We start from the raw sequence: 17,576 nt of genomic DNA, 5'->3' as shown, positions 1-17,576 counted from the left end.
TAAGAAAACTATATATCTTATTTGAGAAAGAAAAAAACGAATAAACTTTGACAAACCCATTTATAAAGAGCGTGTCAAAGTTTTATTGCTAATGAGTTTAAGGTACATTATACCAACTCGGCACTCATGGTAATCTCTGCGTTAAGCAGTTTGGATATAGGACAGTTATTTTTGGCGTCATTAGCCAGCTCTTCAAACTTTTCTTTATCTAAGCCTGGCGCTTTTACACTCACTTCTAAATGTATCTTATCTATTTCACCTTTTTCAGTATTAAAGTTTACACTTGATTTAGTCCTGATCGAATCGGGAGTAACATTAGCTTCAGAGATATTAAAACTTAATTTCATACTAAAACACCCTGCATGTGCTGCAGCAATCAGCTCTTCAGGATTGGTGCCCGCACCATTCTCAAACCTGCTTTTAAAGCCATATTGAGCTTCGCTTAAAACGGTACTTTGTGTACTTAATTTTCCGGAGCCTTCTTTTCCCGTGCCATTCCAGATGGCGGTTGCATATCGGTTCATAATTTTAGGGTTAAGTTTATGTTTCTATTAATAATGTTTTTAGCCTGCTGATTGTTTTAATACATTTGATAAAATTTAGTTCAAATCAATTATGACTCCTAACGAACAACTTATCAATAAGTTTTATACTGCTTTTGCCCATAGTGATTTTAAGACCATGCAGGAAAGCTATGCAGATGATGCTATATTTAACGATCCTGTATTTGGTAATTTAAATGCGGATCAGGTACGTGCCATGTGGCAAATGTTAATTAGCAGAGGCAAAGATCTTAAAATAGAATTTGGACAAATTGAGCAACAGGATGAAGAAAAAGTTACTGCTATCTGGAAGGCTTCATATCTCTTTACTGCCACCGGAAAAAAGGTAATCAATAATGTAAAATCTTCTTTTGAGATTAAAGAGGGTAAAATTACTAACCAAACCGATGAATTTGATTTTAAGAAATGGGCAAAACAAGCCTTTGGTTTTGGCGGCTGGTTGTTGGGAGGAACAAGAAACTTTAAAGAAAAAGTAGGAGAGCAGGCTCGTAAAAATTTAATGGGTTTTATGAAAAAAATCAGTCAACCGTAACTTCAAGGCCCTCGGCTTTTAGTATTTTCCGGTAAACCTCCATTTCGGTAAAAGAACCTTCTAAAATTGCACATTTACCTTTTGTATGTACCTCCCAAGCAATTTTTTCTGCCTGACTTTCGGTATAATCTAAGTATTTCATCATACACCAGATCACGTGATCAAAGGTATTTACATCGTCGTTCCATAAAATTAAACGATGTACAGTCTTTAACGAAGTTAAGATCTCTTCGAGTGTAAAGGTTTCTTCTTTTGTTTGGGTGGACATGCTACAAATTTACTAAAAATTAGAATTTCATAAATAAAACGGAATCCAAATTCTCTTTAGTAATATTTTTCCATACCTTTTGCAGGCTTCCATTTGCTTTGGGGCTCAAAATAATTCCACAGCATTTTACTTAAATTGCGGATAAGCATTGTGCCTTCATTATCGTGTTTCCATGAAGTGTCTTTCTGATTTTTGGTAGCAATACAAAACACATAATCGCCATGAGGTGCATTTACCATAACCACTTCAGAGCGGGCAGCATCAACAGCACCTGATTTAGATGCGGCTTGTATATAAGGTGGAATTTCAGATAAAGCTTCATGATCAAAATAAATCCTGATGAGGTTTCTATAAATACGTTCAGAAGCGGCTTCATTAATTATTTTTCCCTGTCTAATCATGGTAAGCAGGGTAGCCATTTCCCGAGGAGTGGTTTGTCCCCATCCGTATTTTTGTTGGTTCATCCTGCGCCCGGCGGTACGTGAATTTACACGGGTATTAATAAAACCATATTTTTCTAATATTCCGTTTATGGTTTCACCCCCTCCGGCCATACTTTGGCACCATAGACTTGCCGTATTATCGCTGGTAGTGATCATAAGCATCAGAACTTTGGGGAGCCATATTTTTTCGCCGTTTTTAAAAGAACCTAAAATATCTTCGCCAGCATACAGTAAGCTGTCTTTATAAGTAAGAGAAGCGTTGTAATCTAACTCTCCTTGATCAATCTTATTGAACATTCCAATAGTTATAGGTATTTTAACCATACTGGCAGTAGGGAAAATACTATCGGCGTTGAGGCTCGCAATTTTGCCTGTTTTAAATGATTTTACATAAATACCTACATCGCCGTTAAAACCCTTGGCTAAATCAGTAATCATTTTCTGAAGTTTGTGATCTGTCTTTTCTGTTTGGGCAAATGAAAAGAAACTGATAAAGCTTAATAAGATGATACAGTATAAATTACGCATAGTTTTAAATCTGGTGTTTTACAAATTTATAAAACCTTTACCACTTTTAATGTTTATCTTCTGCTTAAGTATAATTAGCCCTGCTCATCTACATACAGGGGTAAATTAGTATTTTTGTTTATTAAACTATCGTATATGTACAGTTCAAAAATTGCTGGAATAGGACATTATGTGCCTAAAAATGTTTATACCAATAATGATTTATCACGTTTTATGGAAACCAGCGATGAATGGATACAGGAACGGACGGGTATAAAAGAACGCAGATTTGCCGATCGTTTTGCAGAAACCACTACCACGATGGGTATTGAAGCTGCTAAAATAGCAATTGAACGCGCAGGTATCACTGAGCAGGATATCGATTTTATCATTTTTGCTACGCTAAGCCCTGATTATTATTTTCCGGGATGCGGCGTTTTATTACAACGCGAAATGAAAATGAAAGAAGTAGGCGCATTAGATATCCGCAATCAGTGTTCGGGGTTTGTATATGCTTTGTCTGTTGCTGATCAGTTTATAAAAACCGGGATGTATAAAAATATTTTGGTAGTGGGCAGTGAAAAACATTCGTTTGCCATGGATTTTCAAACCCGAAGCCGAAATGTTTCTGTAATTTTTGGAGATGGTGCAGGAGCTGTTGTTTTACAACGGGCAAATCAAGAGGGTCAGGGAATTTTAAGTACACACCTGCATAGCGATGGGGCTGAAGCCGAGATATTGGCTATGCATTATCCGGGTGCACATGCCAATAAGTGGCTGCCGGATAATCCGCCTTTTCCTGATCAGGAATTGGGTGGTTTGTTTTTAACGCATGAACAATTAGATAGCGGTGCCGCTCTTCCTTATATGGATGGCCCGGCAGTATTTAAAAAAGCAGTAGTTAAGTTTCCCGAGGTAATTAATGAGGCTTTAGCTAAAAATGGCTTTATGGCTAAGGATATTGATTTACTGGTTCCACATCAGGCCAATTTACGTATCAGTCAGTACGTACAGCAATTATTAGGTTTGCCTGACGATAAGGTTTTTAATAATATACAGAAATACGGAAATACGACGGCAGCATCTGTGCCTTTGGCATTGAGTGAAGCTTGGGAAGCCGGAAAAATTAAAGAAGGCGACTTGGTTTGTCTTGCCGCATTTGGATCGGGCTTTACCTGGGCAAGTGCGCTGGTCAGGTGGTAAGCATCAATTAGCCACGGGTTTCATTACCATTGTAAATACTTAGGTAGCTTTCGTAACGTGAAAGCTCGATTTCGCCATTTTCAACCGCTTTGATCACGGCGCAGCCCGGCTCGTTAATGTGCCTGCAATTGTTAAACTTACATTGATTCAAACGTTCACGCATTTCAACAAAGAAATGGCTGAGCTCTTCTTTGTCTATATCTACAATACCTAACTCGCGTATGCCGGGTGTATCTATTAATTGGCCGCCAAAAGGCAGCTGATACATTTCTGCAAAGGTAGTGGTATGCTGCCCTTTATCGCTCCATTCGCTCACTTCTCCGGTCTTGATATTGAAATCGGGCAAAATGGCATTAATTAAACTGGATTTGCCTACCCCTGAGTGCCCGGAAAATAAAGTAGTTTTATCTTTAAGCAGCGTTTTGATCTGCTCTATATTTATGCCTTTTAAAGCCGATACTTCATAGCAAGAATAACCTATTTTTTCATAAATAGCCTTGTATTCGGCCAAAATTTCCAAGCCATACTCGTTAAACAGGTCAAGTTTGTTAAAGATAATGCAAGTTGTTATGCCATATGCTTCGGCGGTAACCAGAAAACGGTCTATGAAGCCTAAAGATGTTCTGGGCGAGGCCAAGGTAACAATTAGAAATGCCTGATCTAAATTAGCTGCTATGATCTGAGCCTGTTTGCTCAGGTTGATTGATTTGCGGATGATGTAATTTTTACGTTCATGCAAACGATCAATCACTCCGGTCTGGGCATTAGGTTCAAGCTCAAAATCCACATTATCGCCCACTGCAACAGGATTTGTGGTTTGAATACCTTTGATCCTGAATTTTCCTTTGATCCGGCAATCATACACCTGCCCGTTATCGGCCAACACCTGATACCAACTTCCTGTAGATTTAATAACTAATCCCTGCATATTTGCTGTAAAGGTAAAAAAACATTTTTCCGAAATGTAATTCAATTGTTTATCATCTTTTATAAAAACCCTGGAAACAGCTTTATTTATTCTCTAGCTCTGGGGCATATTGTTTGAGTAAAAACCTGTAAGCCTCGTAACTATGATGAAAAAGTGACCTATCAATCTCAGTTTTGAAATGACGTTCGTAATTTTCATCAGCCATTAAAGCTATGATTACCCCTGGCGTTACAAAATGGGTGGTATTTGCCATAGGCTGTAGCTGTAAACCCGGTAAAGCGGTCTTTACCATTTTTTCTACCGTTTTTCCTAAGTACTGCTGGTAAGCTTTAGAAGATTTCTCTGCTTTGCGCTCCATGCTCTTGAAAGCATTTTTTAAAATGATACGTTTAAAAAAAGAGAGATTGCCTACATGCTCATAAATAGTGATGAAAGGATTAGGTTTGTTCATATCAGTAGCCAGTTGCTGAGTGGTAAAAGGCATTTCAGGTACAGGATCTACGTTACTAATGAGGCTAAATGCCTGATTGGAATGCATAATATGCTGAAAGTTATAAGCAAAATACATATTGCCCATTTTAGCAGGAGCTGTGGCATAATTTTTTAAGGCTAATTCAGGATAAGTACCCTGCTTTTTCAAATAAGCAAGCCATGCAGTTACATAAATGCTGATAGAGCCACCCTGACTGTGGCCTGTAACTAGGAATTTATGGTAACCTTTACGGTATAAAGAATCTACCTTAGGTGCAATTTCCTTAGATAAATAAGCAAAACTTACTAAAAAGCCTGCATGTACTGCTGCACGCTCATCATCTGCTAAATAATATTTTATGGTGTCTGAAGGAGCAATAATAATCTTCCCTTTTGCAGGAATCATGGCGCAATAAAAATCTGCCAGTAATGATTTGGGATCTTTGGTTGTACCCCTCAATGAAATGATTACCGTAGAATCTGCTCTTAGCCAAAAATCAACTTTATTGTCTAAGCCTACACTTTTGGAGCGCGACAAAAAGCTATATCCATTAAGGAAAGCCTGAAATTTATTGCCCTTTAAAGTATCTGTAAATGCAGAATTGATTTTTAACATTTCATCACATTCCTGAGCATTAAAACCGGGATTAAAATTAAATGGCTTTTGTTGTGCAAAAGAACTTATAACAATGCCAGGCATTATTATACATAGCAGGAAGAGAGTCTTTTTCATGTTGTAGCTTATAGGAATGAAGCCCTATATACCTAAAGTTAAAAAGAACCTTTTAATTTTTTATAATACCATTTTAAGCATAAGCATATCTTTTAATAAGGTGCCATTCTCATATATAGGTTCTTCATAGTTATCAATAAAGAAATTCTTTTTTAACATAAATGGTGTAAATCCTGCTTTTTGGTAAAAATTGATTTGCTGAAAGGCACAGTCTGGAGTACCTACAATTAAGCTTTTATAATGTTGTAGAGTGGCTATTTGTTTGATATTTGAAATTAACCACGAGCCTATACCTTTCCCTCGGAGTTTTTCGGCGATAGCGATGTTCTTGATTTCAAGTGTAGTATCATCAATTTTAAACAGAGCAACTGTCGCAACTTTTTCATGGCTGATTTTATCTGTTACCAAATATACTTCAGATTGAAAAATATATTTGCGTATCGCAGCCTCGGTTTCATCGGCCATTAACAGTAGATCAAAAGGCAAGAGATCGTCCTTTTGCAGTAGAACAATAGCATAGTTATTGAACATCTTCAGTTAACAGAAATATGCTTAGAAAAGATTTTTAATAATCTGTTCAGTAGATAAACCTTCTGCCTCTGCCCGGTAATTGCGTACAATACGGTGTCTGAGTATGGCTTCTGCTACCGCCTGCACATCTTCTATATCAGGAGCATATTTTCCAGATATGGCGGCATGACATTTGGCTCCAAGGATCAGAAATTGCGAAGCACGCGGTCCGGCACCCCATGCCACATACTGATTAACCTGAGCTGTAGCCAGTTCGGTATTAGGACGTGTTTGTGCCGCTAATTTTACGGCATATTGCAGCACATTATCAGTTACAGGTATACTTCTGATTAGTTGCTGAAAGTACTGTATTTCTTCAGCACTAATTATTTTAGAGATAGATGGAACATTATTTCCTGTGGTGTTTTTAACAATAGTAAGCTCATCGTTAAAACTTGGGTAATTTAGCTGTACATTGAACATGAAGCGGTCTAACTGTGCTTCGGGAAGAGGATAGGTGCCCTCCTGTTCAATAGGATTTTGGGTAGCTAAAACAAAAAACGGCTTAGGTAAAATATGGGTTTGCCCAGCTGCGGTTACAGCTCTTTCTTGCATAGCCTCCAGTAAGGCGGCTTGTGTTTTAGGAGGAGTACGGTTAATCTCGTCGGCTAGGATAATATTAGAAAAGATAGGGCCTTTTATAAATTTAAAGTGACGGTCTTCACCTAAAATTTCGGTGCCGATGATATCTCCGGGCATTAAATCGGGTGTAAACTGAATACGATTGAAATTGAGATCTAAAACGCCTGCAACAGTCTGTACCAATAAGGTTTTTGCTAAGCCGGGTACACCCACTAAAAGGCAATGCCCATTGCTAAATATTGCAATGAGCACTGATTTAATGATATCATCTTGTCCGATAACAACCTTACCAATTTCGGTTTTAATGTTGTTAAACGATCGGTGTAAAGCATCAACAGCTTCAACTTCGTTTTTAAAATGCATTAGTTGCTTTTAGTATTTTTATTAACCCAAAGTTTCAACTCATCGCATGTAGCAAATTCGTCGTCAACCCTAATATAGGTGTTTTCTTTACGTTTTTCAAACCACTGGCTCATTACTTTAGCTTCCTTTTCGCGTTGAGCCTGTTCCTTAAATTTAGGATAATCCTGTTCTAAGCTACCTTTATGTGGTGCTATTTTAGATTTTAAGAAAAAGATTTTATAACCCTCTTTGCCATCATTCTGGTTTTTAAAAGAAATGGGTTTAGAAATCTCACCCACTTTCATGGTATCTATTGCCATGAAAACCGCAGGGTCTAGTTTTTCAACCGGAATTAAAGTGGTTCTTGAAGTTTGGTTATCTGCGTATAACAGCATGCCACCATTATATTGTGTTTCTTTGTTATCTGAAAATAGAGAAGCTGCTGTGGCAAAAGGTAATCTTTTATCTATAAGATCTTTGTAAATACTATCGGCTTTAAGTTTTACACGCTCCAAGCTTTCAGGTGTATTCTGAGGTCTGATTAGGATATGGCGTACATGAGCCTGTTCCCCCCGTCTTTCAATAACCTGTAAAATATGATAGCCATATTCAGTTTCAAATACCGGCGACATTTCTCCGGCTTTTAATTTGAATGCCCATGCCGTAAATTCTTTTACCATGGTGCTTCTGTCAATAAAGCCATAATCGCCACCATCTGCTGCAGAGCCTGGGTCTTCAGAATAGGTTTTAGCTAAAAATCCAAAGTCTTCACCGCTTTTTACACGTAAGCGTATGGCCTCAAGTCTATCGTAGTATTTTTGCTTTTCTGCTTTGGTTAATTTAGGTGTTAAAACAATTTCACCTACTTCAACTTCGGCACCAATATCTGGTAAGCTGTCTTTAGGATAGCTGTCGAAATATTTTTTTACTTCCAAAGGAGTAACAGTGGTGTTTTCAGTAATTTTTTGCTGCATTTTCTCCGCAATAAGACCCTCTTTTACATCAGCTCTCATTTCATCTTTATATTGCAGCACAGACTTTTGTAAGAATTGCTCTAAACGTTCTTGCCCCCCCATACGCTGTATCTGGTAGCGCATCCTTTTGTCTAAAACATCATCTACCTGATTTTCTTCAACTACGATAGAGTCTATTTCTGCCTGTTGCTTTAATAATTTCTGAACCAGCATTTGTTGTAAAAAGTAACATTTTACTTTCTCATCGGCTGGATTTCCCTGATTTAAGTAAATAGCATATTGCTGGTTTAATTCTGATAATAATATAATGTTATTACCTACTACGGCTACAATTTTATCAAGATTAGGTTTTTGTGCACTGGCATTTAAGGCAAAATATATTAAAGCTACTGCCAATGTAAATATTTTCTTCATTCTGTATTTATACTGTTAATTTTTGCAAATTTAGCATTATTAAGTTAAGGCTTTTCAGGGCTTTGCTAATTTCTTTAACTCTCTTTCGTAAATGATTACTTTATACTTCTTTTTGAGATCTTTTATCCACTGATTTTCCAGGTCCTGCTGGTAATCGCCAATCAGGTTGCCTTTAATCTCATTATAATTTAAACCTGCATATTTTGTTTTGTTCCTGGTATAATAATCTTTAAGTATTTCTTCATTGTCATCTGTCTGGTTCCAAATTTTTTTTTCTGAAACGTTAAACATTAAAACACCTTCTTTGTATTCATTAAGAATGAAATTGAGTTCTTTTGCATCATTACTCCTATCTTTTTGCTGCATTAAGGTGGTTTTATATCCGTCTATCTCATTTATATATCCGCTGTCCAAATCCAAGCCCATGCTTCTGGCATCGGCAACCTTAAGCTTAAAATTAATATAAAGGTTTAGATAAGCTTTTAGGTCTTTTAGCGTATAAATAGTGTTATCTGCATGATTTTTAGTGTACACCCATAAAAACTCATCAGCATGTACTGGTACATTATTTACCAAAGCTACATTCTGTGCCCATGATACGCTACCAATAGTACTTAAAGCTAATACAAAAAAGAACTGTTTCACAAAGAATAAGGTCTAAGTTTAGTTTATAAAAGTAACAAATTGCACTACGATAATAAGATATTTAACTAATTTTAACAGAAATTTTTTTCAATTATCATGCATAGTCAGCTAACCCATAACGAACAAGCTTTACGTTTATTCTTTACAGATGATATTTATCTGGTTAATGAACCTGTGCTGCAGTATGATTTACAGGAAAAACCTTCAGTTGAAAACAAAGAAGAAGAATCTTTAATGACAGAAGAACCATCTGCAAAAACAGAAGTTCCTGTTATTGCTGAAGTTCCCGCTGTGCAGCAGGCTATCAATTTCGTGTATTTGGGTAAAAACCAGAAAAATATTCTTGTACTCGTAAATGATGCAGAGAACAGTGTATGTAGTAAAGAAGGAATGGAATTTTTAACCAAAATTGTAGGTGCTGTAGGTTTAACCAGTAAAGATATTGCTATTTTAAACTTTGCAAGAAACGCACATGCCAGATATGAAAGTCTGAGATCTTTTTTTGGTTTCAAGCTACTAATGTCTTTTGGCGTTTCTGCCGGCGAATTAGGATTAGAGAAAGAATTTCCATTGCACAATCTGGAGCTATATAATGGCGTAGAAACTATTTTTACAAGTAATTTACATCCTTTAAGCTCTGATTTATCTGCGAAAAAGCAGCTTTGGGGAAATTTAAAACAATTGAAAAATGTCTAAACAATTAGTTTTTGCAACTAATAATCAAAATAAGAAAGAGGAAATTGCGGCATTAGTAGGTATGGCCTACGAAGTTCTGAGCTTAAAAGATATAGGCTGTGATATAGATATACCTGAAACCGGTAATTCGTTTGCCGAAAACGCTACTCTAAAAAGTACTTATGTTGTGGAACATTTTAACATAAATTGCTTTGCCGATGATAGCGGCTTGGAGGTTGATGCTTTAAATAATGAACCTGGCATTTTTTCGGCAAGATATAGTGGGATAAAAGATGATAAGATCAATCTTGAATTTCTGCTGAAAAAGATGGAAGGCATACAAAATAGGAAAGCCCGATTCAAAACCGTAATCTCGCTCATGATGGATCAACAGAATTATCTTTTTGAGGGCATCATAGAAGGTACTTTGCTGGATAAACCAAGAGGCGAGAAGGGTTTTGGTTACGATCCTGTCTTTGTACCCGAAGGTTACGATATTACCTTTGCTGAAATGGAAATGGAAGAAAAAAACCGCATTAGCCATAGGGCAATTGCTACAAAAAAGCTAATCACATTTCTAAATCAAAAAGCCAGCTAATTAATCGGGTTTTTAATTTCTATATCTTTTACAATTGTTTTAGGTTTAGCTGCTGGAGGAACACTGTCTGGGACTTTAACTGTTTTAGGCTTATTATCTTTTACTACAGGCTTTGCAGAGGGCTGATTCTTTGTGGTCTTTTTAGGCTTGCCTTTAATGATTTCATCTTTATTTGCTGGCCTTAATTCGGGTTTCCAGATAAAGCCAGTCAGAAAACTTTCTTTAGGAAGTTTATCAGCAGGATTAACCGCTCCATCAATTTCTTTAACCATTGTAATCTGGTTAATTTTCTTATCCTTAAATGTAAACTTGATACGGCTGCTTACCGTTTGGTTTTGATTATCTATATCGCCTTTATTGTTTTTGGTGAAATAAATACTTTCGGCGTTGCCATCCACGTATAAGTTTCGCATTTGTCCATCGGCAAAAAAGCCTGTAATAATTTTGCCCTTGATCTGGTTAAATTTAGAGGTATCAGCTTGTTGGTTGGCAATAAAACCATTTTCAATAATCTGAAAACTGTTTATCTTTTTGTTTTTCAAAAACACGTTAATGGTATCGCCGGTTTGTTGGGTGCTGTCTGTCCACAGAATAGGATTTTTATACCATCTTAAAGCAGAATCTGCGGCTGCAAAAAATAGCGAATCTGCCTTTGCCTGCAGGTTGTGTTTAAAAACTTTAACATTATGGTAAGCTTTAATTACTCTGGTGCGTATCGTATCAGCAGCATTAACTAACGAGTCTTTTACAACTGCTTTGGTTAATACCTGTTGTGTACTATTAGTTTTTTTATCGGGTGCCTTTTTACCTGTATCAGACTTGAGTTCTTTATCTATTTTAATGATCTGCATATTTATCGTGTCTTTTATAGCAGGTGGAACATGCTTACTGAGGGTGTCGGCTAACTTTTGTTTAGCTGTGGTATCAGCGTTTAACGCATGGGCAATATCACGAGGTTTGTCGTCAAGTGTTTTTGCATCTTTGCGATTTTTACTTTTAGGCGCCACAGCAGTGGTTTTTTCTTTATTTCCGGCAGCAGTTAAGGCTTTTTTTGCTTCAGCTTTTTCCTTTTCCCTCTCTTGCTTGGCTTTTTCATCTTCACTACCTACCTCATTGTCTTTTTTTATGATAGGTTTAGCCAACAGCCTGAGGTTTTTTTGCAGTACCATTTGGCTTTCTAAAGTATCTGCGCCAAGCCAGAGCGTATCTGCTATTTTTTTATTATCAACCATTACCGAGTCATCAGATACCATGGCTACATAAGGGTTTCTGGTAACCAGAATTTTTTCTGTATCTCTAAAATACTCTCCTAAGTTTCCTTTTAAAGTAAAATCATCAACCGTATCTTTAAAAACAATGTTTTTTACAGCTTTACCATAACCTCGTTTACCGTAATAATATAGGCTATCACCTTGTAAAGACCTGCTTCCGCTAGTATAGAGGTTATTTTTGCCAAAATAAGCATTTTCTGTTTTGGTATTATAGGCTCCGCTCTCAGTATAAAGGTTTTCGTTTTTTTTGTTTTTAATATTGGTAGGACCATAAAAGTATGCCCAATTGCTTAGCGTATTGTAACGTAAGGTATCTGATTTTATAGTGCTTTCAGGATTGGTTACCAATACGTCGTACCTGAAGAAGGCATCACGTGAATTGGCAAAATACCAACCTCTTTTACTGGTAATGGTTACATCTGTCGTAACAATTTTTCCTCCGTTAACATAGGTGCCTATACGGGTTGCCATGTTATAATCCAGTACGTTGGTAGTTAAGGTAGAATTGTTTTTATCTACCATGCGTACATTCTTTTCTAAGTGGGCCAGCTTTTTATTGCCATCGTAATTGAGCAGGTCTGAATAGATGTTCAGGGTATCGGCCTGATTGATGTGAACATTGCCGAAGGCTTCAAAATAATTACGTTCTTTATAAAATACAGCACTATCGCAATATAAACGGGCATTATCGTGTCTGAATGTAGGATTTCTTAGATATGCAATCTGGTCTTTATTGGCACCATGCATCATATCAGCCCGCTCCAGAAAAATCAAAGTGCGTTGTCCGGGTGTTTGGCCGAGTAAAAACAGAGGCGAAAAAAGAAAAAATATAAATGTTAAAATCCTGTACACGCTGCAAATTTAGATTTAATTTTAGAACTGTTTACCAGAAGCCATAAATATTTAAATAACTTTGAACAATGTTGTTGCCCGTAAATGAATTCTTGCAATTTATAAGCCAAAACCAGCTGTTTAACTCTAACGATAAGGTTCTTTTAGCCGTAAGCGGAGGTAAGGATTCTGTATTAATGGCATATTTGTTTAAACAGGCTGGGTTTAATTTTAGTATTGCGCACTGTAATTTTAATTTACGTGGAGAAGAAGCTAAAAGAGATGAAGCTTTTGTAAAGTTTTTGGCTGCCACTTTAGAAGTGAATTTCTATGCTGTGCATTTTGATACAGCGGCTTATGCTGCTGAGCATAATATTTCTATACAAATGGCTGCCCGAACTCTTCGTTACAACTGGTTTGAACAGCTTTGTGTAAAAAACAATTACGCTTGCGTAGCTGTAGCCCACCATCAGAACGATGCCATAGAAACTTTATTGCTTAATCTGACACGTGGAACGGGTATTAGCGGGATGCATGGCATTTTAACTAAGAGAGATAAAATTGTAAGGCCTTTGCTGTTTTTATCACGTCAACAGATAGATGAATGGATCAGCAAAAATCAAATTTCTTTTGTAGAAGACAGCTCAAATCTGAGCGGTAAGTACGCCCGTAATAAGATAAGGTTAGAAGTAATTCCACATTTGAGACAAATTAACCCAAATCTGGAAGAAACCTTTGTACAGAATATAGAACGTTTTGCGCAAACTGAAAAACTGTTGCAGCACGTGGTTGCCGGTTTACGAGAGCAAATACTGGTAAAAGACGGTAATTACATACTAATTAGTAAAAAGGATGTATCGAACTTAGATCCTCAGCAGTTATTGTTTTATGAACTCTTATTGCCTTATCACTTTAGTGCGGAAGTGTGTAAAGAGATTTTAGCGCATATAAATGCGCAAAGTGGGACTTCTTTTTATAGCAAGAGCCACAGGTTAACTGTTGACAGAAAGCAACTCATTGTTTCGGCAATTGAAGAAAATTACCCATATTTTGAGATTGATAAAGAAGGAACTTTTACGGTAAATAGTGCTGTAAAATTGCAATTGAGCTATAGCAATACCTTATCATTTGAAACTAGGCCGCAAGCTGCATATGTGGATGCAGATCAACTGGTGTTTCCGCTTACAGTGAGAATATGGAAAGCAGGCGATAAGTTTAAGCCTTTAGGAATGAAACAATTTAAGAAGCTCAGTGATTTCTTTATAGATCAAAAAGTGCCTTTACCACAGAAAAACGATACTTTGGTTTTAGTAAACGGTAATGATGAAATTATCTGGCTGGCAGGAATAAGGCAGGACGATCGCTATAAATTAACTGCAAGCACAAAAAAAGTTGCTATATTCGAACTGTTAAATATCATTTAATTTAAGCGACCAATGGACAGCAAATATCCTTTCGTTGAGAAACAATACATAGGCAGAGATTATATCCGTATTTGTATCAGGCTATTGATGGCTGCATTTTGTTTTGGTGCTTATGTTTATGAAAGAGACCGCGATAATACCGTAGATCTGTTTCTTGTGGTTGGCTTTGGTATTATAGCCGTATCTATTATTCTCTTGTTTTTAATCCAGTATAAAACCACTATAACCAATAAAAGTGTAATTATAGATGGTTTATGGACTGCAAAAAGAGTAAAAATAGATTTGAACAGCATTGTAAATGTGCGTAAGGCTACCTATAGCAATTATCTTTTTAATAACCCAGTTTATAATCTGCATAAAAAAGGAAGTATCAGATTTTATTCCTCAGGTAAGGATGCCGTTGTGCTTACAGATCGCGATGGTTTAGAATATTTTATCGGTACTCAAAGGCCTAATGAAATGCTTTTGGTTATTCAAAAAGAAATGAACAGTTAAATCTGGCATTCTGTTCACTTTTAATTTGTTTTTTCATTACAATAAGTTTTAAATTAGGAATAGTTATTGCCTTACTAAGGCCTGTATATGTTAATTTAAATCGAACAATATGAAAAAAATCTACACCTTGTTGACCGTCGGATTTAGTTTATTGTCAGCAAATGTTTTTGCTCAAAAATATACCTCACAGGTTTCTAAAGATTCTTTAACCACTTTAAACTATAGATTAGATGCTTTAAAGGCAAGCCAGAAATTGTATGAACTTAAGATTAAAGAAGCTGATGAAGAGGCAGAAGTTGAAAAACTGAGAATAAAACTCTCAGACGCAAATGCCAAAGCAGAACAAGCCGCCAAGAAAAATACGTCTGTGGCCGAACTTTTAAAAGATGGTAAAACAGAGCATAAAAATGTAGCTAAAGCTGCCAAAGCTGCACAATCTGAAATGGCAGCAGCGGCTAAAGCATTAGAAAAATACAATAAGCAAATTAAAAGAGTTGAGGATTTGCGTGCCCAAATACAAAGTGAAGAGCAAAAAATTACCCAGAAAAACTCTCAGGTTGTATTTAAATAATGGCTATAATTTTCTTTAAATCAGAGCAGCCGCATTATTCCTAAAAAATATGCGGCTCTTTTTATTTTTAATTACAGACCATTAACAAAAAGTTAAATGTATATCGGTTACTTTGTTTTATAAAACAACAAATCATTAAGCTAAATGAAAATAGGGATTGTTTGTTATCCTACCTTTGGAGGTAGCGGAGTTGTAGCCACAGAATTGGGTAAAGCTTTGGCAAATCAGGGGCACCAGGTACACTTTATAACCTACAGCCAGCCGGCCAGACTGGACTTCTTCTCAGCAAATTTGTTCTATCATGAAGTTGCGGTAAGAGATTATCCTCTTTTTGATTATGCACCTTATGAATCGGCTTTGGCCAGTAAACTGGTAGATGTGGTTAGGTTTGAGCAATTAGACCTGTTACATGTACATTATGCCATCCCGCATGCTTCTGCCGCTTTTATGGCAAAGCAGATTTTAGCCACATATGGTATCAATATTCCTGTGGTAACTACCTTGCATGGAACAGATATTACACTGGTAGGCAAAGATGCTACTTATAAGCCTGTGGTTACTTTTTCCATTAATCAGAGCGACGGCGTAACCACAGTATCACAAGATTTAAAAGATGATACTTACCGTCATTTTGAAATTACCAAAGACATCAGGGTAATACCAAACTTTATAGATTTTAACCGCTTTAGCCTGCAACCTAAAGATCATTTCAAGAAAGCCATTGCACCTAATAATGAACGGATTTTGATTCATACATCTAATTTTAGGAAAGTTAAACGTACGGCTGATGTGATTAAGATGTTCCAAAAAGTTCAAGAGGTAATTCCTTCAAAGTTGTTGATGGTGGGCGATGGACCTGAACGTTCGGCAGATGAACAATTGTGTCGTGCACTGAATATCTGCGATAATGTGCGTTTTCTCGGTAAGCAGGATGCTATTGAAGAAATTCTTTCAGTATCAGACCTGTTTATTATCCCATCGGAAAACGAGAGTTTTGGTTTAGCTGCTTTGGAGGCAATGGCTTGTAAAGTGCCAGTTATCTCGTCAAATGCAGGAGGTTTGCCAGAGCTAAATGTAGATGGTTTTTGTGGTTACATGAGCAATGTAGGCGATGTGGATGATATGGCACAAAAAGCAATCTCCATTTTGAGGGATGATGAGACTTTGCAAAGGTTTAAAGAGAATGCGTTAACGAGGGCTAAAGATTTCGATCTGAAAAAAATATTGCCCCTATATATTGAGCTTTACAATGAAGTGATGCAGGTTAATTCATAACTGGGGTAAATTGCCTGAAAGCAGAAAAGGTGTCTAAAAATTAATTTTTAGACACCTTTTTTATTTATTTAATCAGATGTTTGATCTGTATCAGTTCATGTTCATCAAGGTAGCGCCATCTGCCTCTTGGTAAATCTTTTTTGGTTAAGTTACCATAAACTACTCGGTCTAATTTTACTACATCATAACCTAAGTGTTCAAAAATCCTTCTTACGATACGGTTTTTGCCACTGTGTATTTGAATACCTATTTCACGTTTGCTGCCTCCGCTTACGAAAGAAATATTGTCGGGTTTAATAAAACCATCTTCTAAATCCAAACCAAATTGAATCTTGTTGAAATCACCTTGGGTAAGGTTTTTGTTCAATTCAACATGATAAATTTTGGTAATACCGTTTCTTGGGTGCGAAAGTTTATCGGCTAATTCGCCATCGTTGGTCATTAAAAGCAGACCTGTTGTATTTCTGTCTAAACGCCCCACTGGATAAATACGTTCTCTGCTGGCATTTTCAACCAGTTGCATTACGGTACGGCGCTCCTGCGGATCATCGGTAGTTGTGATGTAATCTTTTGGTTTGTTCAAAAGTACATAGATTTTTTTTTCGCGCTTAAGCAACTCGCCATTGTAGCGTACTTCATCTTTAAAGGGATCTACCTTAAAACCTAATTCAGAAACCACCTTGCCATTTACACTGATTACACCAGCTTCTATAAGTTCGTCGGCTTTTCTTCTTGAGCAGATACCTGAATTAGAAATGTAGCGGTTTAAACGGATGGTATCTTGTTCAACACTGGTCTTTTTCCTTGGTCTTAAAACAGGAGCTACTCTTTCTCCTTTATCTTCGTTGGCAGTATTATGATTATATTTTGAGATTTCTCTTTTTCTGAAAGGGCGGTTATCTGAAAACTTACCCTGTTCATCTCTTTTGTAACCTTCTTTGCCTTTATAGCCTTCTTTACTGCGGGTACCGCGGTCAAATTTTGAAGGTTTAGAATCAAATTTATTGAATTCTTTGTTTTTGCTATCCTTGTTATCCTTAAATCTTGGTGAAGGTCCGTTTTCTTTGAAATTTCGTGGTGCGAAATTCTGCGAATCCTTCTTGCCTAATTTAGAAAAGGGCTTCTCAGCCGTTCTTCTTCCTCCTCTTTTTTCGCCCTTACCAGACTTGTCATCCCGACTGTTCTTGTGGTTATCTTTGCTCATCATATATTCAAAACGCATAAAATATGCGGATGCAAAATTACATAAAATGTACTAATG

The 17,576-nt window shown here is 36.7% G+C and carries 19 protein-coding genes; 8 read left to right on the top strand and 11 right to left on the bottom strand.

Annotation, left to right across the window (positions count from 1 at the left end):
- Window positions 1-107: 107 nt before the first annotated feature.
- Window positions 108-524: an OsmC family protein gene (locus tag ACLHG9_RS04300; protein WP_410220290.1), complete on the bottom strand. Its 417-nt coding sequence runs from the start codon at window positions 522-524 to the stop codon at window positions 108-110.
- A gap of 91 nt (window positions 525-615) precedes the next feature.
- Between ACLHG9_RS04300 and ACLHG9_RS04295 the strand changes: the two genes are divergently transcribed.
- Window positions 616-1,095, top strand: a complete 480-nt coding sequence (locus tag ACLHG9_RS04295) for a nuclear transport factor 2 family protein (RefSeq protein ID WP_410220289.1) — start codon at window positions 616-618, stop codon at window positions 1,093-1,095.
- On the opposite strand, the gene ACLHG9_RS04290 is transcribed toward ACLHG9_RS04295, so the two are convergent.
- Together ACLHG9_RS04290 and ACLHG9_RS04285 are read right to left on the bottom strand one after the other, a co-directional pair.
- Window positions 1,082-1,363 (bottom strand): ATP-dependent Clp protease adaptor ClpS, encoded by a 282-nt coding sequence (locus ACLHG9_RS04290; RefSeq protein ID WP_410220288.1) that lies wholly within the window; start codon window positions 1,361-1,363, stop codon window positions 1,082-1,084. The two genes, ACLHG9_RS04295 and ACLHG9_RS04290, sit on opposite strands and share 14 nt — an antisense overlap.
- A gap of 56 nt (window positions 1,364-1,419) precedes the next feature.
- Window positions 1,420-2,334 (bottom strand): serine hydrolase, encoded by a 915-nt coding sequence (locus tag ACLHG9_RS04285; protein WP_410220287.1) that lies wholly within the window; start codon window positions 2,332-2,334, stop codon window positions 1,420-1,422.
- A gap of 135 nt (window positions 2,335-2,469) precedes the next feature.
- On the opposite strand from ACLHG9_RS04285, the gene ACLHG9_RS04280 reads away from it, so the two are divergent.
- Window positions 2,470-3,516 (top strand): 3-oxoacyl-ACP synthase III family protein, encoded by a 1,047-nt coding sequence (locus ACLHG9_RS04280; protein WP_410220286.1) that lies wholly within the window; start codon window positions 2,470-2,472, stop codon window positions 3,514-3,516.
- 7 nt (window positions 3,517-3,523) lie between these two features.
- Here the strand turns inward: ACLHG9_RS04280 and rsgA are convergent, their stop codons facing one another.
- From rsgA to ACLHG9_RS04250, 6 genes are all read right to left on the bottom strand, one after another.
- Window positions 3,524-4,444, bottom strand: coding sequence for a ribosome small subunit-dependent GTPase A (rsgA, locus tag ACLHG9_RS04275; RefSeq protein ID WP_410220285.1), 921 nt, complete (start codon window positions 4,442-4,444; stop codon window positions 3,524-3,526).
- Window positions 4,445-4,526: 82 nt separating this feature from the next.
- On the bottom strand, window positions 4,527-5,648 hold the full coding sequence (locus ACLHG9_RS04270) for a lipase family protein (protein ID WP_410220284.1): 1,122 nt from the start codon (window positions 5,646-5,648) through the stop codon (window positions 4,527-4,529).
- Between the two features lie 60 nt (window positions 5,649-5,708).
- Window positions 5,709-6,179 carry a GNAT family N-acetyltransferase gene (locus ACLHG9_RS04265; protein WP_410220283.1) on the bottom strand — a complete coding sequence of 157 codons (471 nt, stop codon included), beginning with the start codon at window positions 6,177-6,179 and terminating at the stop codon, window positions 5,709-5,711.
- Window positions 6,180-6,200: 21 nt separating this feature from the next.
- Window positions 6,201-7,163 (bottom strand): AAA family ATPase, encoded by a 963-nt coding sequence (locus ACLHG9_RS04260; RefSeq protein ID WP_410220282.1) that lies wholly within the window; start codon window positions 7,161-7,163, stop codon window positions 6,201-6,203.
- The gene (locus ACLHG9_RS04255) at window positions 7,163-8,530 is read right to left on the bottom strand and encodes a peptidylprolyl isomerase (RefSeq protein WP_410220281.1); all 1,368 of its coding nucleotides are present in this window, start codon (window positions 8,528-8,530) and stop codon (window positions 7,163-7,165) included. Before ACLHG9_RS04255 ends, ACLHG9_RS04260 begins: the two co-directional genes overlap by 1 nt.
- 54 nt (window positions 8,531-8,584) lie before the next feature.
- A complete protein-coding gene (locus ACLHG9_RS04250; RefSeq protein ID WP_410220280.1) occupies window positions 8,585-9,175 on the bottom strand; it encodes a hypothetical protein in 591 nt (196 codons plus the stop codon).
- Window positions 9,176-9,271: 96 nt separating this feature from the next.
- Between ACLHG9_RS04250 and ACLHG9_RS04245 the strand changes: the two genes are divergently transcribed.
- Window positions 9,272-9,871, top strand: a complete 600-nt coding sequence (locus tag ACLHG9_RS04245; protein WP_410220279.1) for a hypothetical protein — start codon at window positions 9,272-9,274, stop codon at window positions 9,869-9,871.
- Window positions 9,864-10,448: an RdgB/HAM1 family non-canonical purine NTP pyrophosphatase gene (rdgB, locus tag ACLHG9_RS04240; protein WP_410220278.1), complete on the top strand. Its 585-nt coding sequence runs from the start codon at window positions 9,864-9,866 to the stop codon at window positions 10,446-10,448. Before ACLHG9_RS04245 ends, rdgB begins: the two co-directional genes overlap by 8 nt.
- Here the strand turns inward: rdgB and ACLHG9_RS04235 are convergent.
- A complete protein-coding gene (locus ACLHG9_RS04235; RefSeq protein WP_410220277.1) occupies window positions 10,445-12,571 on the bottom strand; it encodes an OstA-like protein in 2,127 nt (708 codons plus the stop codon). The two genes, rdgB and ACLHG9_RS04235, sit on opposite strands and share 4 nt — an antisense overlap.
- A 68-nt stretch (window positions 12,572-12,639) precedes the next feature.
- Between ACLHG9_RS04235 and tilS the strand changes: the two genes are divergently transcribed.
- The 4 genes from tilS (at window position 12,640) to bshA (ending at window position 16,315) form a co-directional block, all read left to right on the top strand.
- Window positions 12,640-13,974: a tRNA lysidine(34) synthetase TilS gene (gene tilS / locus ACLHG9_RS04230; RefSeq protein WP_410220276.1), complete on the top strand. Its 1,335-nt coding sequence runs from the start codon at window positions 12,640-12,642 to the stop codon at window positions 13,972-13,974.
- Window positions 13,975-13,986: 12 nt separating this feature from the next.
- Complete coding sequence (locus ACLHG9_RS04225) at window positions 13,987-14,469, top strand: hypothetical protein (RefSeq protein ID WP_410220275.1); 483 nt, start codon at window positions 13,987-13,989, stop codon at window positions 14,467-14,469.
- A gap of 109 nt (window positions 14,470-14,578) precedes the next feature.
- Window positions 14,579-15,040: a hypothetical protein gene (locus ACLHG9_RS04220; protein WP_410220274.1), complete on the top strand. Its 462-nt coding sequence runs from the start codon at window positions 14,579-14,581 to the stop codon at window positions 15,038-15,040.
- A gap of 144 nt (window positions 15,041-15,184) precedes the next feature.
- Window positions 15,185-16,315, top strand: a complete 1,131-nt coding sequence (gene bshA, locus ACLHG9_RS04215; protein ID WP_410220273.1) for an N-acetyl-alpha-D-glucosaminyl L-malate synthase BshA — start codon at window positions 15,185-15,187, stop codon at window positions 16,313-16,315.
- Between the two features lie 64 nt (window positions 16,316-16,379).
- Here bshA and ACLHG9_RS04210 read toward each other — a convergent pair whose 3' ends face one another.
- Window positions 16,380-17,519 carry a pseudouridine synthase gene (locus ACLHG9_RS04210; RefSeq protein WP_410220401.1) on the bottom strand — a complete coding sequence of 380 codons (1,140 nt, stop codon included), beginning with the start codon at window positions 17,517-17,519 and terminating at the stop codon, window positions 16,380-16,382.
- Window positions 17,520-17,576: the final 57 nt, after the last annotated feature.

Origin of the sequence: Pedobacter sp. (assembly GCF_046462515.1) — a bacterium.
In the GTDB taxonomy this organism is placed as follows: Bacteria; Bacteroidota; Bacteroidia; order Sphingobacteriales; family Sphingobacteriaceae; genus Pedobacter.
Note: the sequence above shows the minus strand (reverse complement) of the source record. Positions and strands in the feature narration are given on the sequence as shown.

Coding starts and splice junctions, on each gene's coding strand:
- ACLHG9_RS04300 (WP_410220290.1), bottom strand. CDS start 524: ATGAACCGATATGCAACCGCCATCTGGAATGGCACGGGAAAAGAAGGC.
- ACLHG9_RS04295 (WP_410220289.1), top strand. CDS start 616: ATGACTCCTAACGAACAACTTATCAATAAGTTTTATACTGCTTTTGCC.
- ACLHG9_RS04290 (WP_410220288.1), bottom strand. CDS start 1,363: ATGTCCACCCAAACAAAAGAAGAAACCTTTACACTCGAAGAGATCTTA.
- ACLHG9_RS04285 (WP_410220287.1), bottom strand. CDS start 2,334: ATGCGTAATTTATACTGTATCATCTTATTAAGCTTTATCAGTTTCTTT.
- ACLHG9_RS04280 (WP_410220286.1), top strand. CDS start 2,470: ATGTACAGTTCAAAAATTGCTGGAATAGGACATTATGTGCCTAAAAAT.
- rsgA (WP_410220285.1), bottom strand. CDS start 4,444: ATGCAGGGATTAGTTATTAAATCTACAGGAAGTTGGTATCAGGTGTTG.
- ACLHG9_RS04270 (WP_410220284.1), bottom strand. CDS start 5,648: ATGAAAAAGACTCTCTTCCTGCTATGTATAATAATGCCTGGCATTGTT.
- ACLHG9_RS04265 (WP_410220283.1), bottom strand. CDS start 6,179: ATGTTCAATAACTATGCTATTGTTCTACTGCAAAAGGACGATCTCTTG.
- ACLHG9_RS04260 (WP_410220282.1), bottom strand. CDS start 7,163: ATGCATTTTAAAAACGAAGTTGAAGCTGTTGATGCTTTACACCGATCG.
- ACLHG9_RS04255 (WP_410220281.1), bottom strand. CDS start 8,530: ATGAAGAAAATATTTACATTGGCAGTAGCTTTAATATATTTTGCCTTA.
- ACLHG9_RS04245 (WP_410220279.1), top strand. CDS start 9,272: ATGCATAGTCAGCTAACCCATAACGAACAAGCTTTACGTTTATTCTTT.
- rdgB (WP_410220278.1), top strand. CDS start 9,864: ATGTCTAAACAATTAGTTTTTGCAACTAATAATCAAAATAAGAAAGAG.
- tilS (WP_410220276.1), top strand. CDS start 12,640: ATGTTGTTGCCCGTAAATGAATTCTTGCAATTTATAAGCCAAAACCAG.
- ACLHG9_RS04225 (WP_410220275.1), top strand. CDS start 13,987: ATGGACAGCAAATATCCTTTCGTTGAGAAACAATACATAGGCAGAGAT.
- ACLHG9_RS04220 (WP_410220274.1), top strand. CDS start 14,579: ATGAAAAAAATCTACACCTTGTTGACCGTCGGATTTAGTTTATTGTCA.
- bshA (WP_410220273.1), top strand. CDS start 15,185: ATGAAAATAGGGATTGTTTGTTATCCTACCTTTGGAGGTAGCGGAGTT.
- ACLHG9_RS04210 (WP_410220401.1), bottom strand. CDS start 17,519: ATGAGCAAAGATAACCACAAGAACAGTCGGGATGACAAGTCTGGTAAG.